This window comes from bacterium, assembly GCA_018814885.1.
Lineage (GTDB): Bacteria > Krumholzibacteriota > Krumholzibacteriia > LZORAL124-64-63 > LZORAL124-64-63 > JAHIYU01.
Genome location: JAHIYU010000037.1, coordinates 1 through 15,692, shown reverse-complemented (window position 1 = coordinate 15,692; position 15,692 = coordinate 1). Strand labels below are relative to the sequence as shown.

General features: G+C 65.4%; 14 protein-coding genes. 9 read left to right on the top strand and 5 right to left on the bottom strand.

Translation table 11 applies throughout. The features are described from left to right. The 5 genes from KJ554_02180 to rpmH form a co-directional block, all read right to left on the bottom strand. Positions 1 to 279: Jag N-terminal domain-containing protein (locus KJ554_02180; protein MBU0741143.1), on the bottom strand; the 279-nt coding region annotated here is incomplete at its 3' end. Further along, the gene (gene yidC / locus KJ554_02175) at positions 279 to 2,117 is read right to left on the bottom strand and encodes a membrane protein insertase YidC (GenBank protein MBU0741142.1); all 1,839 of its coding nucleotides are present in this window, start codon (positions 2,115 to 2,117) and stop codon (positions 279 to 281) included. The genes yidC and KJ554_02180, both read right to left, overlap by 1 nt. After that, positions 2,110 to 2,370 carry a membrane protein insertion efficiency factor YidD gene (gene yidD / locus KJ554_02170; GenBank protein ID MBU0741141.1) on the bottom strand — a complete coding sequence of 87 codons (261 nt, stop codon included), beginning with the start codon at positions 2,368 to 2,370 and terminating at the stop codon, positions 2,110 to 2,112. The genes yidC and yidD overlap by 8 nt, the downstream gene beginning before the upstream one ends. Positions 2,371 to 2,465: 95 nt before the next feature. After that, positions 2,466 to 2,891 (bottom strand): ribonuclease P protein component, encoded by a 426-nt coding sequence (gene rnpA / locus KJ554_02165; protein ID MBU0741140.1) that lies wholly within the window; start codon positions 2,889 to 2,891, stop codon positions 2,466 to 2,468. 61 nt (positions 2,892 to 2,952) lie between these two features. Then, a complete protein-coding gene (gene rpmH, locus KJ554_02160) occupies positions 2,953 to 3,087 on the bottom strand; it encodes a 50S ribosomal protein L34 (protein ID MBU0741139.1) in 135 nt (44 codons plus the stop codon). 467 nt (positions 3,088 to 3,554) lie between these two features. Between rpmH and dnaA the strand changes: the two genes are divergently transcribed. From dnaA to KJ554_02115, 9 genes are all read left to right on the top strand, one after another. After that, on the top strand, positions 3,555 to 4,940 hold the full coding sequence (dnaA, locus tag KJ554_02155; GenBank protein MBU0741138.1) for a chromosomal replication initiator protein DnaA: 1,386 nt from the start codon (positions 3,555 to 3,557) through the stop codon (positions 4,938 to 4,940). Positions 4,941 to 5,270: 330 nt separating this feature from the next. Continuing rightward, positions 5,271 to 6,389, top strand: coding sequence for a DNA polymerase III subunit beta (gene dnaN / locus KJ554_02150; protein MBU0741137.1), 1,119 nt, complete (start codon positions 5,271 to 5,273; stop codon positions 6,387 to 6,389). 8 nt (positions 6,390 to 6,397) lie between these two features. Beyond that, entirely contained in the window at positions 6,398 to 7,534 is a 1,137-nt protein-coding gene (gene recF, locus KJ554_02145) for a DNA replication and repair protein RecF (GenBank protein MBU0741136.1), read from the top strand. Beyond that, a complete protein-coding gene (locus tag KJ554_02140) occupies positions 7,531 to 7,848 on the top strand; it encodes a DUF721 domain-containing protein (protein ID MBU0741135.1) in 318 nt (105 codons plus the stop codon). Before recF ends, KJ554_02140 begins: the two co-directional genes overlap by 4 nt. An 80-nt stretch (positions 7,849 to 7,928) precedes the next feature. Next, positions 7,929 to 9,851 (top strand): DNA topoisomerase (ATP-hydrolyzing) subunit B, encoded by a 1,923-nt coding sequence (gene gyrB, locus KJ554_02135; GenBank protein MBU0741134.1) that lies wholly within the window; start codon positions 7,929 to 7,931, stop codon positions 9,849 to 9,851. A 33-nt stretch (positions 9,852 to 9,884) separates the two neighbouring features. Continuing rightward, on the top strand, positions 9,885 to 12,335 hold the full coding sequence (gyrA, locus tag KJ554_02130) for a DNA gyrase subunit A (protein ID MBU0741133.1): 2,451 nt from the start codon (positions 9,885 to 9,887) through the stop codon (positions 12,333 to 12,335). A gap of 4 nt (positions 12,336 to 12,339) precedes the next feature. Further along, positions 12,340 to 14,166 (top strand): hypothetical protein, encoded by a 1,827-nt coding sequence (locus KJ554_02125; GenBank protein ID MBU0741132.1) that lies wholly within the window; start codon positions 12,340 to 12,342, stop codon positions 14,164 to 14,166. A gap of 287 nt (positions 14,167 to 14,453) precedes the next feature. Continuing rightward, the gene (locus KJ554_02120) at positions 14,454 to 15,266 is read left to right on the top strand and encodes an AraC family transcriptional regulator (protein ID MBU0741131.1); all 813 of its coding nucleotides are present in this window, start codon (positions 14,454 to 14,456) and stop codon (positions 15,264 to 15,266) included. A gap of 91 nt (positions 15,267 to 15,357) precedes the next feature. Next, positions 15,358 to 15,692 (top strand): ATP-binding cassette domain-containing protein (locus KJ554_02115; GenBank protein ID MBU0741130.1); only part of this gene is annotated, 335 nt, incomplete at its 3' end.

Here is a 15,692-nt window from a genome sequence, read left to right as displayed (position 1 = left end):
GACATCGTCGCCGCGCTGCGCCCCGGCCCGTGCGTCCGGCGGTGCGCCGCTGCGGCGGCGTCCGCCCCGCTTGCCCCGCGTCTGTTTCTTCTTGCGGGTCGCGAGGACACGGGCCTGGCGTCGGCCGAACACGCCCAGTACGCCGGCCCTGCCCTCCTCGACCACGGTGATCTCGACCTCGTCGCGTCGCGCGCCGAGCCTCAACAGGGCCTCGGAGATGGCCTCCTCGACGGTGGCCGCGCGGCTCTCTATCTGTTCCGTTTCGTTTCTTTCTTGCATCAGGCTTCAGCACCTCCCGTGGCCGGCACGCTCCGGTTGACGCGCCAGCTCTGATACGCCGTTACTGCGGTGTTGATGGTCCAGTAGATCACCAGCCCGGATGGCATGTTGTAGAGGAAGAATAGCATCATGATGGGCATGATGGAGGTCATGGCAGCCATCTGGCCGCCGGCGCCCGACTGGGGCGTCAGCTTGGTCTGGAACCAGGTCGCCGCGGCCATGATCAGCGGCAACAGGTTGAAGTAGGAGCCGATCAGGGGCACGGTGAAGGGCAGGGTGAAGAGGGCATCCGGCTGCGAGAGGTCGTCTATCCACAGGATCCACGGCGCCATGCGCAGGTCGACCATGTTGTAGAGCACCTGGTACAGAGCGAGAAAGACCGGCATCTGGATCAGCATCGGCATGCAGCCGGCCATGCCCGCCACGGGGTTCACGCCCTCCTCCTTGTAGAGCTTCATCGTCTCCTGGTTCAGGCGCTGGGAATCGCCGGCGTGCTTCTTCTTGATCGCGTCCAGCTTGGGCTTCAGGCGCGCCTGCGATTCCTGCATCTTCTTCATGGCGCGCGTGCCGCGGGCGGTCAGCGGGTAGAAGATCAGCTTGCTCAGTATGGAGATGATGACGACGACCCAACCGTAGTTGGGGATGAACCCGTGCAGCCAGTTCATGAGCTTGAGCACGATTTCGGAGATGGGCTGGATCCACTTCCAGCCCAGGTTGACCACCCGCTCCAGGGAGATCCCGTAGGAGCGGAAGCGATAGTAGTCGCTCGGTCCCATGTAGAGCGACAGGTCGGCGCCCGAGCGGCGCGAGTCGCCGCGCAGCGGTAACTCGAGCTCCCAGGACTGGTGAAGGGTTTCGCTGTCGCCGCCGAGGCGGATACGCCCCTCGGTCACCCGCTCGAGGGCGTCCGGCACGAAGCCGAGGATCGTGAAGTACTTGTTCTGCAGCCCGGCGAAGCGCACCGAGCCGCGGAAGACGCCGGCGCCCTTGCCGTTGGCCTTGCCGAGGTCGCCCTGCCTGCGGAACGCCAGCTCCTCGCCGACCATGCCGAAGGAGCGGCTGCTGGTGTCGCGGCGCATCATGGCCTGGACGTGTTGCTCCGTGACGGCGATGCCCTGGTTCCACGTGAAGCGCACGGAGACGGGATCCCCCAGCGCGGCGGTCGCGACCGTGCGCGCCGGTTCGCTCTCGGCCAGGACCTCGTAGCGGATCCCGATGGCGTAGATGCCGGGCGTGAAGGTGAGCGTCTTCTCGATGACGAGGCCCTCCGCCGATTCGGCCCTCAGGACCAGATCGCGCGGCGGATCCCCGGCATCGAGCCTGAACGCCTGCGGACCGGCCGGAAGGAAGGACACGCCCGTCAGATCAAGCCCGCCCCGCTCGAACATCAGGGTGTCGCCGGCGCGCGGCGGATCGAGTTCTCCCCTGGCCGGAACGAGCTCGACGAGACCGTCGGCCGGACCCTTGAACGCGTGCCCCCGCCAGCTGGAGATGATGCCGCCCGCCTCGGTCAGGGTCACCGTGTACAGATCCGTGCTGACCTCGTATTCCCCGTCGCCCGCGGGGGGAAAGGCCAGGGGCGCGGCCGCGGAAGGGGCCTCGGCGGTTTCGTCCGCCGCGCCCGTCCTCGGCGACGCTGCCGTCGGGCGGGCGATGGCGAAGCTGTCCGCCGCGGCGGCGGCTCCCGGCGCGTATTCGGCCTTCCTGGTGTCGCGGCCGATGGCGGCGTTGTCCCCGGCGACGCCGGCCTCCGGCGGGCGGTTGCGCTCCATGACCTTGGTCCAGGTCAGGAAGATCGCCAGGAAAAGGACCATGGCCAGGACGGTGCGTCTATCCATGACTATCATCTCCAACGTATGGATGCTGCGTGTGGCCGGGCGAAGTCGGTACCGGATCGTTGCCGCCGGGATTGAACGGGTGGCAGCGCACGATGCGCCGCAGGGACAAGACGGTGCCGCGCAACAGGCCGTGCGTTCGCAATGATCCGGCGGCGTACTCGGAACAGGTGGGATCGAAGCGGCACATCGCAGGCAACAGCGGCGAGAACAGCCGCTGATAGAGACGGACCAGCAGGTAGGGAAGTCGCCACATTCCTCTGACACCAACCGCGGCCGTGCGCCTGGGACTTCGACGGAATCAGTGGCGCATCGGTTTTCTTGACCCGGATCGTCCGTGAAAGATCCGCGTCAGCTCGAGGACCCGGCCGTATCGTGACCTGCGTCGAGATTGAGATCGGCCAGCAGCTTGCCGGCCTCCGCCACGACGGCGTGGATGTCGAGGTCGAGAATTCGCCTGCGCGCGACCGCGACCACCCAGAGTCCCGTCCGGTCGCCCGGCGCGGCCTTCGCGGAGCCGCCTCCCGTCAAGAGCGACGCGGTCGCCTTCGCCAAAGCATCGGACTCAGGGAAGAAGACCGCCCGGATCATGTGTCTGAGCAGGCGCTTCGCCCGGTTGCGCTGTACGGCGCCGCCCACCTTGCGGCTGGCCACCACGGCGCGGGCGTTGTCGACCGCAGGCAACAGATACAGCACGCACGACCGGCCGACCAGCTTGTGTCCCTTCTCGTAGATCTCTGAGAACTCGGAGCGGCGCGTGAGCGATCTCGGTTGCACGCTCGGCCTCCGGGCTTGGCGCGTATTCAGACACCTGGCCGTGGGGACGCCCGATCGTTCCTCATACGCCCAATTGCTTGCGGCCCTTGGCGCGCCGACGCTTAAGGACCAGACGTCCCGCCTTGGTCGACATGCGCTTGCGGAAACCGTGCCTCCTGGCCCGCTTCAAGTTGCTGGGCTGAAATGTCCTCTTCAACGGACCATCCTCCTGACAGGGTACCGGGAATGAACCGGGAAAGGTTATGTATACACCCCCCCTCCTGTCAAGGTAGATCCTCGAGTTAACTCATTTGTCTTTATCGCGATTGTTTTGAAACTTCAATTTTGCGCGAAAGCTCATGTCTTCATTAACATTTCACTCCGAAAGAAGACGATTTGCCTCAACTCCTTTAACATCAGCGGGATATAAGAAAACAATCCCTCCGCGAAGAAAATCCTTGCAGCCGTTTTTTCCCCATGCTAGGTTGCTCTTCACAGGTGTTGAAAACGACGGCGGGCGACATTGGGGTTATCCACGCTTCACCTCGCTTGTGGATAACAAACTCGGCAACCAGAGGTCGATTTCATAACCAGATGTAAATATGTAGATTGAGTGGTCCGTTGAAATGTGGATATTTCGCGGCCGGGTGGGTAAGTCTGTCAAAAAAGCGAGCGGTTTCCGAGATGGAATTAGCCCCCTTGACCGACTACTGGGACGTGATCCTCGATACGATTCGGCAGAAGGTTTCCCAGCAGACCTTCGAAACCTGGTTCCTTCCCCTCAAACCCAAGCACTGGGACAACGACTGCGTCCACTTGATCTGCCCCGACCGTTTCTTTCAGGACTGGTTCTGCGAGCATCACACCGAAACCCTGTGCCGCACCCTGTCGGACCATTTCGGGCGCCCCATGCGCTGCACCTTCCAGGCGGACAAGGACGCCGGCGAACAGAAGGGGGATCTCTTCGACTTCTCCGCCGCCCTGGTGGAGAGCGCCGAGCTGCCCGCCCAGGGCGCGAAAGCCCCGCGCGGCGAAGCGGGAAAGTCACATGGCCGGGTCTACCTGAACAGGGACTACACCTTCCGCGACTTCGTGATCGGATCGGGCTCGAAGCTGGCTTCGGCCGCTTCCGTCGCCGTGAGCGAGAACCCCGGCGCCAGCTACAATCCCCTGTTCATCCACGGCGGCGTGGGGCTGGGCAAGACGCACCTGATGCACGCCATCGGCAACGCCGTGACCGAGTCCGCTCCGGACAAGAAGGTCTGCTACGTGACGGCCGAACAGTTCATGAACGACCTCATCTGGTCCATCCAGCGCAACCGGACCTACGAGTTCAAGAGCGAGTATCGCAACGTCGATCTGCTGCTGGTGGACGACGTCGCCTTCCTGGCCGGCAAGGAGTCCACGCAGGAGGAGTTCTTCCACACCTTCAACGCGCTCTATCACGACAAGAGACAGATCGTCCTGACCTCGGACCGTCCCCCCAAGGAGATACCGACGCTCGAGGAGCGCCTGCGCTCCAGGTTCGAGTGGGGACTTATCGTGGACATCCAGCCGCCCGACCTCGAGACGCGCATCGCGATCCTCAAGAAGAAGGTCGAGACGAACAACATCTACATCTCCGACGATGTCATCGAGTACATCGCCGACAACGTCACCAACAACATCCGGAACCTGGAGGGGGCGCTGATCAAACTTCTGGCGTTTGCAAGTCTGACCGGCAGCGAGATCAACCTGGAAATGGCCTCGGAGGTACTCTCCTCCATCATCCAGGCCTCGCCGTCCAGAGCGGCTACGATCGCGGACGCAATGAAGGTCGTGTGCGAGCACTACCGCGTCACGGTCGATCAGCTCAAGTCCAAAAGGCGCACCCAGGACCTCGCTCTGGCACGTCAGGTCGCCATGTATATCGCCAGGGAAAAAGTCGGCGCCACCCTCACCCAGATCGGCCGCGCCTTCGGCGGCCGCGACCACACGACCGTCATGCACGCCTGCAAGAAGATCCACAGGCTGTGCCGGGAAGACCCTCTTTTCAGGGGTACCCTGAAGGATTTGACCGCGGGGATGTAGGAGAGCGCGCGTCCCGGCCCGCCGCCCGGAGATATGTGGATAAAGGCGTGCATGACGCGTGCACGGAAGGGGGATCCAGAACCTGCCTGTGGATACGGTCCGAGTATTCCACGATCGATGCGCAAGCGTTGCACATCGCAGACTCGCTCCGCTGGCCCGGTCGAGCCGGTATTCGCCCTTTCCCGGGGCATATCCACACGGTCCACAGGCTCTACTATTACTTCTATTTTTTCATAAGACTTGATGCATGACGGGCGACTCTTTATCATTGGCGTCCCTTGCTAAGTGGGCGCGACCGACCCGACCGAACCCCTGACCGGAGGACCGCTCTTGAAGTTCAAGATCCAGCAGGCGGATCTGCAGAATGCCCTGGGCATCGTCGCCAACGTGGTTCCGGGCAAGACGACCATGCCGATCCTGACCTGCGTCCTGCTCGAAGCCGAGGATGACAAGCTGACCGTCTCGGCGACAAACCTCGACATGTCGGTGATGACCGGCAAGGGCAACGTGAACGTGAAACGCGGCGGCCGGATGGCCGTACCGGCGGCGAAATTCGTCTCTTTCGTGCGCAGCCTCTCGTCTGGCGAGGTCGAGGTTTCGGAGAAGGACGGACGCGTGAGCGTCGTATCCGGCAAGGCCAGCCTCAGCGAATCGAGCATGAACGCGGACGAGTTTCCCGCGCTGCCGGTCCTGGACGGGAACAAGGGTCTGGAGGTGGAGACGGGCGTCCTGGTCCGCATGATCAAATCCACGGCCTACGCCGTATCGCGCGACGAAACGCGTCCCGCCCTGATGGGCATTCTCTGGGAGCTCAAACCCACGTCCTTAACCATGGTGGCGACCGACGCGCACCGCCTGGCCCGCATCGTGCGCAAGGCCGACTGGGGCATCAAGGACGTCGCGACCCTGATCACCGACACCCAGGGCCTCCTGCAGTTCGCGCGCCTGGCCGAAGGGGTGGAGAAATCCGAGGTCTTCTTCACCGAAAACCAGCTCAGCTTCCACATCGGCGAGACGATCCTCCACACGCGCCTGCTGGAAGGGCCGTTCCCCGACTACACGGCGGTCATTCCCAAGTCGAACAGCATGACCATGACCATCGATCGCGAGGCCTTCATCAACGCGGTGCGGCGCGTGTCGATCACCGCGGACCGCGTCACGAGCCAGATCCGGCTGGGCATCGAGGATGGACGTCTCGAGTTGAGCGCCACCGGCACCGACGGCAGCAGGGCCGAGGACGAATTGCCGGTCGCCTACGATGGCGACGCCATGGAGATCGGGTTCAACTACAACTACCTGCTCGACGTCCTGAAGAACATCGACGCGGACTCGGTGGAGCTGTCCATGAAGGATCCCCAGAGCGCGGCGCTGGTCTCGCCCGCCGGCACGGGGGACGACGGCGACGATCTGCTCTGCCTGCTGATGCCCCTGCGCCTGACCACGGACTAGCCGGCCACATGAGACTGCGCGAGGCAAGTCTGCTGGGCTTCCGCAACCTGGCGGAGGTCCAGCTCGGTTTTTCCCCCGGCGTGAACATCTTCGTGGGCGGCAACGGGCAGGGCAAGAGCAACCTGCTCGAGGCGCTGAACTACCCCGCGCTCGGCCGCTCGTATCGCGGTTCGCCGGACAGGGAACTCATAGCCTTCGGGCGGGAGACGGCGCAGGCCAGGATCGAGGCGGCCGCAGAGGACGACGCCGCGCAGATCTTCGAGTTCGCCCTGCAGCGCGACGGCGGCCGCCGTTTCCGCGTCGACGGCGAGGCGCTGCGCCGCAAGCATCACTTGGTGGGACGTCTCGCCACGGTCGTCTACGACCCGCAGACGGTCGAACTGGTGCGCGGGGGGCCCGACAACAGGCGCCGCTTCCTGGACGCCGGCCTGAGCGGTCTCGACCGCGAGTACCTCCATCACCTCCGCTGCTACCGCCGCGCGCTGCGTCACAAGATGCGCCTGCTGCGCGACATGAGGGGCGGCTACCGTCCCGATCCGCGACTGCGCTCGGACCTGGAAATCTGGAACCGGGAGATGGCCGAACACGCCGTTCCCCTGCTCTCCCGGAGGGCTCTCTACGTACGGGAATTGACCTCGGTGGCGACGCAGGTCCACGGGGAATTCACGGGTGGGGATTCCCGCCTGCAACTCGTTTATTCCCAAGGGGTTGATATAGACCAAAAAGACCTCTCCGAAGCCGATTTAAAGGCGGAAATCTTACGTGTTTTTGATTATATTATAGAGGATGAGATCAAGCGGGGACGCAGCCTCGCTGGGCCCCATACCGACGATGTAGAAATCCAGCTCGAAGGGATGCGTCTGAGGGATTTCGGATCGCAGGGCGAGACCCGTTCCGCGGCGATCGCCCTGAAGCTCGCCCAGGGCGAACTGGTCTTCCGGAAACGCCGGACAAGGCCCGTTCTCTTTTTCGACGACATCTTCAGCGAGCTGGACAGGAAGCGCTCCCGGCGGCTCCAGGACATGACCGCACGCGACCATCAGATCTTCATCGCGACCGCACGAGCCGAAGACGTTCAGGAGTGGTATCCCGGTCAAACGAGGAGATGGACGATTCGCGCCGGAAGGATCGAAGCTGAGCGATGAACGATGAACGCCACAAGTCGAGGCCCGAGCGCGTGGACGCGATCATCGGGTCCGTACTCGACAGCACGGGACTCGCGGCCCGGGCGCGGGAACGATCCGTGCTCGAGGCGTGGGCGGCGATCGTGGGCGACAAGGCGGCCGCGCACACGCGCGCGGAGGACATCGCGGACGGAGTGCTGACCATCGCAGCCGATCACGCAGCCTGGCGGCACGAGCTCTCCCTGCTCTTTCCCGCCATCATCGAGAAGTACAACGCGCGCCATGGCGAGGGCACCGTGCGCGAGATCCGCTGGCGACGCGGAGGGACCCGATGAAGCCCGCACGTCAACGCCGGAAGACGGTCACGCCGGAGCAGGGAAGCCCCGGCGCTTTCAACACGGATAAGGAAGTTACGATGAGCGCAGCACAGGAATACACGGCCGACGGCATACAGGTACTCAAGGGCCTCGAAGCCGTCCGCAAGCGTCCCGCCATGTACATCGGCGACACCGGGGCGCGCGGCTTGCACCACCTGGTCTACGAGGTGGTGGACAACTCCATCGACGAGGCGCTCGCCGGCTTCTGCCACGAGATCGTCGTCACCATCCTCGCCGACGGCGGCATCCGCGTGATCGACGACGGCCGCGGCATCCCCGTGGACATGCACGCCACCGAGGGCAAGCCGGCCCTCGAGGTCGTCATGACCAGCCTGCACGCGGGCGGCAAGTTCGACAAGGGCAGCTACAAGGTCTCGGGCGGCCTGCACGGCGTGGGCGTGAGCTGCGTGAACGCGCTGTCCGTCTCCCTCAGGGCCGAGGTGCGGCGCGACGGAAAGGTCTACGTGCAGGAGTACGTGCGCGGCGCGCCCACCGGCCCAGTGGAGCCCGTCGCCGTCAACCCCGGAGGGGACAACGGCACCACGATCACCTTCCACCCGGATCCCGTGATCTTTCCCGACACCACCTACCTGTTCGACACCCTCAAGACGCGCATGCGCGAGCTGGCCTTCCTGAACAAGGGGCTGGACATCTCCATCGTGGACGAGCGCGAGGGCAGGCAGCGCGAGGAGGCGTTCCGCTACGAGGGCGGCATCGTCGAGTACGTGCAGTGGCTCAACGAGAACAAGAACGCCCTGTGCGGGGATCCCGTCTACTTCGAGGGCGAGAAGGACGGCGTCCAGGTCGAGATCGCGATGGACTACAACGACGGCTACGCCGAGAACCTCTTCACCTTCGCCAACAACATCCCCACCCACGAGGGCGGCACCCACCTTTCCGGCTTCCGGGCCGGCCTGACGCGCACCATCAACGCCTACGCCCAGAAGGAGAACCTCTTCAAGAAGGAGCTCAAGGGCCTCAGCGGCGACGACGTGCGCGAGGGCCTGACGGCGGTGGTCTCGGTGAAGATCCCCGAGCCGCAGTTCGAGGGCCAGACCAAGACCAAGCTCGGCAACGCCGAGGTGAAGGGACAGGTGGAACAGCTCGTCAACGCGGCGCTGAGCCAGTACCTGGAGGAGAACCCGGGCGTCGCCAAGAAGGTGGTCAACAAATGCGTCGGCGCCGCCCAGGCGCGCGAGGCGGCGCGCCGCGCCCGCGACCTGACGCGCCGCAAGTCGGCGCTCGATTCGGCCGCGCTGCCCGGCAAGCTCGCCGACTGCTCCAACACCAATCCAGAGGAATGCGAGATCTACCTGGTGGAGGGCGATTCCGCCGGCGGCTCGGCCAAGCAGGGCCGCGACCGGAGCTTCCAGGCCATCCTGCCGCTCAAGGGCAAGATCCTCAACGTGGAGAAGGCGCGCCTCGACAAGATACTCGGCAACGACGAGGTGCGGACCGTGATCACCGCGCTGGGCGCGGGCGTCGGCGCGGGCATCTTCGACATCGAGAAGCTGCGCTACCACCGCATCATCATCATGACCGACGCCGACGTGGACGGCTCCCACATCCGCACGCTCGTGCTCACGCTCTTCTTCCGCTACTTCCGCGAGGTGATCGAGGCCGGGCACGTCTACATCGCCGAACCGCCGCTGTACCGCGTCAAGAAGGGCAACGTGGAGCACTATTGCTACACCGACGACCAGAAGGATCGGCACGTGGAGGAGCTGGGCGGCAAGGGCGTCTACGTGCAGCGGTACAAGGGACTCGGCGAGATGAACCCCGGGCAGCTGTGGGAGACGACCATGGATCCGGAGCGGCGCACGCTGACCCGGGTGAACATCGAGGACGCCGCCACGGCGGACCACGTCTTCACGAAGCTCATGGGCGACGAGGTCGAACCGCGCCGTCGCTTCATCGAGGAGAACGCGCACCTGGTCCGCTACGAAGACCTGGACATCTAGCCCGGAACCGCAGGCATTGCAGGAGCGAGGAAAATGGCGGACAAGAACATCGGCACCGTGGTCGACGTCGACATCAACGAGAAGATGGAGCAGTCGTACCTCGAATACTCCATGAGCGTGATAATCTCGCGCGCGCTGCCGGACGTGCGCGACGGACTGAAGCCCGTGCACCGGCGCGTACTTACGGCCATGAACGACCTGAACCTCCAGCCCGGCAAGCCGTACCGCAAGTCGGCCAAGATCACCGGCGACACCACGGGCAACTACCACCCGCACGGCACCACGGCGGTCTACGACACGCTGGTGCGCATGGCGCAGGACTTCAGCCTGCGCTACCCGCTCGTCGACGGACAGGGGAACTTCGGCTCGGTGGACGGCGACGCGGCGGCGGCGGAGAGGTACACCGAGGCCCGCATGACGCGCTTCGCCACCGAGATCCTGCGCGACATCGACAAGGACACCGTCGACTACGTGCCCAACTACGACGGTTCGCGGACCATGCCCGCGGTGATGCCCTCGGCGATCCCCAACCTGCTGGTCAACGGCGCCGACGGCATCGCGGTCGGCATGGCCACCAAGATCCCGCCCCACAACCTGACCGAGATCTGCGGCGGCCTGATCGCCCTGCTCGACGACCCGGAGATCGGAGTCGACGGCCTGATGGGGTACGTGTCGGGGCCGGACTTCCCGACCGGCGGCATCATCCAGGGGCGGCGCGGCATCGTCGACTACATGAACAGCGGTCGCGGCCGCGTGGTGGTGCGCGGGCGCACGGAGATCGACGAGGACGCCAAGGGCCGCGCGCGGATCGTCATCAGCGAGCTGCCGTACCAGGTGAACAAGGCGAACCTGGTCGAGAAGATCGCCCATCTCGTGCGCGGGGGGCAGATCGAGGGCATCTCCGACCTGCGCGACGAGTCGGACCGCGACGGCATGCGCGTGGTGATCGTGCTCAAGAAGGACGCCTATCCCCAGGTCGTGCTCAACAAGCTCTTCGCCCACACCCAGCTGCAGCAGACCTTCGGTGTGATCAACCTAGCGCTGGTGAACAACCGGCCCAGGGTGATGTCCCTGAAGGAGACCATGGCGGAGTATCTCAAGTTCCGCGAGGAGGTCGTGGTGCGGCGCACGCGCTACGACCTGAACAAGGCCGAGGAGAGGGCGCATATCCTGGAAGGCTACCGCATCGCCCTGGAGAACATCGACGAGATCGTCGACATGATCAAGACCAGCGAGTCGCCCGACACCGCGCGCACCGGCCTCATGGAACGCTACGCCCTGAGCGAGCGGCAGGCCCAGGCCATTCTCGACCTGCGCCTGGCGCGCCTGACCGGTCTGGAGCGCCAGAAGATCGAGGACGAGTACGCCGACCTGATCAGGCTCATCGCCGAGCTCAAGGAGATCCTGGGCAACCGCGATCGCCAGCTGCAGATCATCCGCGACGAGCTGACCGACGTGCGCGACAAGTACGGCGACGAGCGCCGTACCACCATCGTGATCGACGAGGGCGACCTCGATCTCGAGGATCTCATCGCCGACGAAGAGGTGGTGGTGACCATCTCCCACGCGGGCTACGTCAAGCGCATCCCGCTGGACACCTATCGCACCCAGGGCCGCGGCGGCAAGGGCATCACCGCCATGGGCACCAAGGAGGAGGACTGGGTCGAGCATCTCTTCTTGGCCAGCACCCACCAGAGCCTGCTGGTCCTGACCGAGCGGGGACAATGCTATTGGCTGAAGACGTACCAGGTGCCCAACGCCAACCGCGCCGCCAAGGGGCGGCCGATCGTCAACCTGGTCGATATCGCGCAGGACGACAAGGTCCACGCCGTGGTGCCGGTGCGCGACTTCACCGGGGACCACTTCCTGCTGATGTCGACCGACCGTGGCGTAGTGAAAAAGACGCCGTTGACGGACTTCAGCCGCCCCCGCCGCGCCGGCATCCGCGCCATCAACATGCTCGATGACGAGCGCCTGGTCGCGGTGAAGATCACCGACGGCGAGCAGGACGTCCTGCTGGGCACCAGCGACGGCCAGGCGATCCGCTTCCACGAGAGCGACATCAGGCCCATGGGCCGCACCGCCCGCGGCGTCAAGGGCGTCACCCTCGGCGAGGGCGAGAGCGTGATCGGCGCGGTGGTGCTGCGCGGGGGCGAGACGCTTTTCACGATCACCGAGAACGGCTACGGCAAGCGAACGCCCACCTCTGAGTACCGCGCGCAGCGGCGCGGCGGACGCGGCCTGATCACCATCAAGAGCAACGAGCGCAACGGCAGGGTGGTGGAGATCATGGAGGTGGCCGACAACCAGGGGTTGATGGTCATCACGCGCAATGGCATCATCATCCGCATGGCGGCCGAAGACGTTTCCACCATGGGGCGCAACACACAGGGCGTGAGGATCATCAGCCTCAAGGGCGACGACAAGGTCATCGGCGTGGCCCGCATCGAGAACGACGAGGAAGATGTCGAAATCGAGGACTGAGGGCATGGCCCCACCGGAGCATGATCGTTCGTCGCGGCGCAGCGCCCGACGAGGCGCCGCGGCGTGGGCCGCCTGCCTGCTCCTGGCGGCCGCGGCATCGCCGTCGGCGGCGACGGCCGCGGAATCCATCCGGAGCCACGAACTGGCGGCGGGCGCGCGGGCCGTGATCGTCGCCGACGGCACCGTGTGGGTGCGGACGCCAGCGGGCGCCGACGAACAGATCCTGCTGAAGATGGCCACCACCCTGCGCACGTCGCGTCCCCTGCGGCACTCCGGGGACTGGGTGTTCACCACCCTGCGGCGCGAGGGGGACGAGGGCGGCCACCGCGGCTTCTCCGCGCGCGCCGACGACGACGGCGACGGAAGTATCGACGAGGACCGCCTGGACGGTCGCGACAACGACGGCGACGGACGCATCGACGAGGATTACGCCGCCATCGGCGACGGCATGACGGTGGTCGGCGCCATGCGCGGCGGGCGGGCCCTGTTCCTCGAAACCTACCACTGGGACTACCCGCACCTGCGCGAGACCCTGCTCACGTCGTGGCGCCGAGAGGGGCGCGATGGCGAGCCCCAGCACGACCAGGTGACGCTGGAGCTTCCCTTCGGGGTATGGCAGGAGATGACGGTGGGTTGGGATGCGCCGCGGCCAACGGATGCCGGCGCGGGCGCGGCAGGCGAGATGATGATGGTCGCGTCCTTGCCGCGGGACGGAGGACGCTGGTGGCTCGGCGTCACGGTGCTGGCAAGGAGCGGCGATGGAGGCCGCGGCGCACCGCCCCGTGTCGACGGCCGCCGGCTCGAACTGCCCTTCGACGGCACACTGATCTGTGCGGTCACCGTGACCACGACGCTGACGCAGCTGCGTCACCGGCAGGCCACCGCGCACACCGTGCACGCCGGCGCGCCGGCCGGGCCGGATCAGCCGCCCGTGCCCTGGATCGTGCCCCCCTTGGCCCAGGTCGGCGGCGACGGGCAGCCGTTGGCGGCCACGTGGGAAAACGAGCGCGACGGCTGGCGATTGTCCCTGGAGATCCCGGCGGGCCATTCGCCATTGATCGATCCCGAGACCCTGTACGCCGACGCGGCGCGGCCGGGCGTCCCGGCGCGCGTATCCTGGCGCGGCCGGGGGGCGGACGCGGACGCCGCCTGGGAGGAACCCTGGCCCCGCCCCGACCACGCGGAACTCTGGCGCGCCGATACGACCCCCCATCCCTACCGCCCACACCTGGCGGGCCTGTGGTCGCGTACCGGCGGTGTGCTGACCTTCCACTACGCGGGCGCCCCGCCGCTCGGCGAGGAAGCGTCGCTTACGTGCCGCGCGGTATCCGGACAGGACATCCGCGTCGAGGTGGTGCACGCGCTAGCGCCGCAGTCCGTTTCGCACCCTCTCGCACCGGAAGGGGATATCGCCGAAGCGCCCGGCGAGGACGCCACCGTCGAACGGGACGCCCGTATCCGCCCCCCGTCTCTTTCGCCGGACCTGCTCGACAACTTTCCCAATCCCTTCCCGGACCAGACGCGCGTGCGCTACACGATACCCGCCACCGTCGGCGAGGGATTCGTCTGGGACGAAGACCAGGAGCCCACGCTCAAGGCCGATGATCCGATCCCGTACCAGAGCCAAACGCCGTCCGTGTCCTTGAAGGTTTATACGGTGGCCGGACACGAAGTCGTGACTCTTTTTGATGGAACATGCCCCGCGGGAACTTATGAAACTACCTGGGACGGCAACGATCAATCCGGCCGGCCCATGGCGGTCGGCACCTATTTCTGCAAACTGCAGATCGAGAACTGGTCGGTCACCAAACGGGTTGCGCTACTTCGTTGAAATCAGCAACGGTTACTTGATTCCCGGCGTTCATCCGTTTGATCTTCGGAGCCTCCATATAACTTCTGCGATGCGTGCGTGTTTACGGGGATGATTATTTTCTTGTTCAAGTGAGGATGTTCCTCTATACTCGTCTCATAATAGTTCAAGTCGTTGCCCAGGCATCTGTGGACATGCATACGAAGGAGCGTCTTTGTCCTAGGGGGACAGTCGTGAGAGAAAGACTGGAACCGATTGAAGGAGCTTGGAACAGTTTCATAGTCGAATTCCCGTCATATCCGAAGTTGATGAGTGCGGGACGAGAGGAGTACCAGAAGATCCTGTTCCTCTGTGCGGCGGCGGAGAAGAACCCGGCCGAGCTCTGCTTCGCCTTCTTTGGGCCCCAGATCCTGTTGCACCAGCTCCGCGCCGACGAGGACGGGAGTCTCGTCGACGGGGCGCGCCTGATCTTCGTCTACGCCGCGGAGATCCCAGGCAATCTGAAGGCCTCCCTGGATCATTTCCAGGAACGTTACAACGCACCGGTCCTCGTATCGCAGAGGGCCAACGTGCAGAAGTCCGCCCAGCACGTGCTCGAGTTCCTGCAGGGCGCACGCGCGGACGAGACCGCGCGCGACGGCGACGAGCTCTCGGCGGCGAGACCCGCGCACCTGGATCAGGGATTGGCGCCGCTGCCGAGCGACGTAGGGCTCTGGTCCGATCCCCTGCCCGAGGTCACGCTCGACGCGACCGGCGACGACGGCGAGCGCGTGGTGGCCACGACGGACATCCAGGACTACCGCGCGGAGTATGCCTGCCGCTATGTCCTGAAGAACTTCAAGCAGGGCATCAATCGCGACAAGATGGCCGAGATGGTTCATCTCTCCCCGGGTTATTTCTCGAACCTGTTCCGGGTGGAGATCGGCATGAGCTTCAGCGACTATCTGATCCAGGTCAGGATCGACAACGCCAAGAAGCTGCTGCGCCGTTTCGACCTCTCGGTCGAGGAGGTCTCGAAGGAGTGCGGGTTCAACAGCCTCGCGCACTTCTCGCGGACCTTCAAGGACCGCTGCGGCATGCCGCCGCTGAAATACCGCAAGACGCCGAACCCCGTCGCTTGACGGGGCTCGCCGACGCGCGGAAATGTGACGCACGGGACCCTTCAGTCCTTGGGGGGTCCCGCTTCGCGCCCGACCCGGGCCCGGTGCCGAGATGTCCCTGATCTCCCTGCAGAACATCACCTTCGACTACGGGCGCGAGACGATCCTGCGCGACGCGACGCTGGCCCTGCAGGCGGGCGAGCGTTGCGCGCTGGTGGGCCCCAACGGCGCGGGCAAGTCCACGCTCCTGGCTCTGCTGGCGGGCGAGCTGGAACCCCGGGCCGGCGCGGTCCAGCGCTCGGGCGGGCTCTCGGTCGTGCACCTGCGCCAGGAAACGGTCGCGGGCGCGACCTTGCCGGGGGAGACGATCTACGACGCGGTGGCGGCGGCGGCCTTCGCCGAGGAGCTGCGCATCGAAGCCGGGCTGACGCGCCTGGGCGCCGAGAT

Coding starts and splice junctions, on each gene's coding strand:
- yidC (MBU0741142.1), bottom strand. CDS start 2,117: ATGGATAGACGCACCGTCCTGGCCATGGTCCTTTTCCTGGCGATCTTC.
- yidD (MBU0741141.1), bottom strand. CDS start 2,370: ATGTGGCGACTTCCCTACCTGCTGGTCCGTCTCTATCAGCGGCTGTTC.
- dnaA (MBU0741138.1), top strand. CDS start 3,555: ATGGAATTAGCCCCCTTGACCGACTACTGGGACGTGATCCTCGATACG.
- recF (MBU0741136.1), top strand. CDS start 6,398: ATGAGACTGCGCGAGGCAAGTCTGCTGGGCTTCCGCAACCTGGCGGAG.
- KJ554_02140 (MBU0741135.1), top strand. CDS start 7,531: ATGAACGATGAACGCCACAAGTCGAGGCCCGAGCGCGTGGACGCGATC.
- gyrB (MBU0741134.1), top strand. CDS start 7,929: ATGAGCGCAGCACAGGAATACACGGCCGACGGCATACAGGTACTCAAG.
- gyrA (MBU0741133.1), top strand. CDS start 9,885: ATGGCGGACAAGAACATCGGCACCGTGGTCGACGTCGACATCAACGAG.
- KJ554_02125 (MBU0741132.1), top strand. CDS start 12,340: ATGGCCCCACCGGAGCATGATCGTTCGTCGCGGCGCAGCGCCCGACGA.
- KJ554_02120 (MBU0741131.1), top strand. CDS start 14,454: ATGAGTGCGGGACGAGAGGAGTACCAGAAGATCCTGTTCCTCTGTGCG.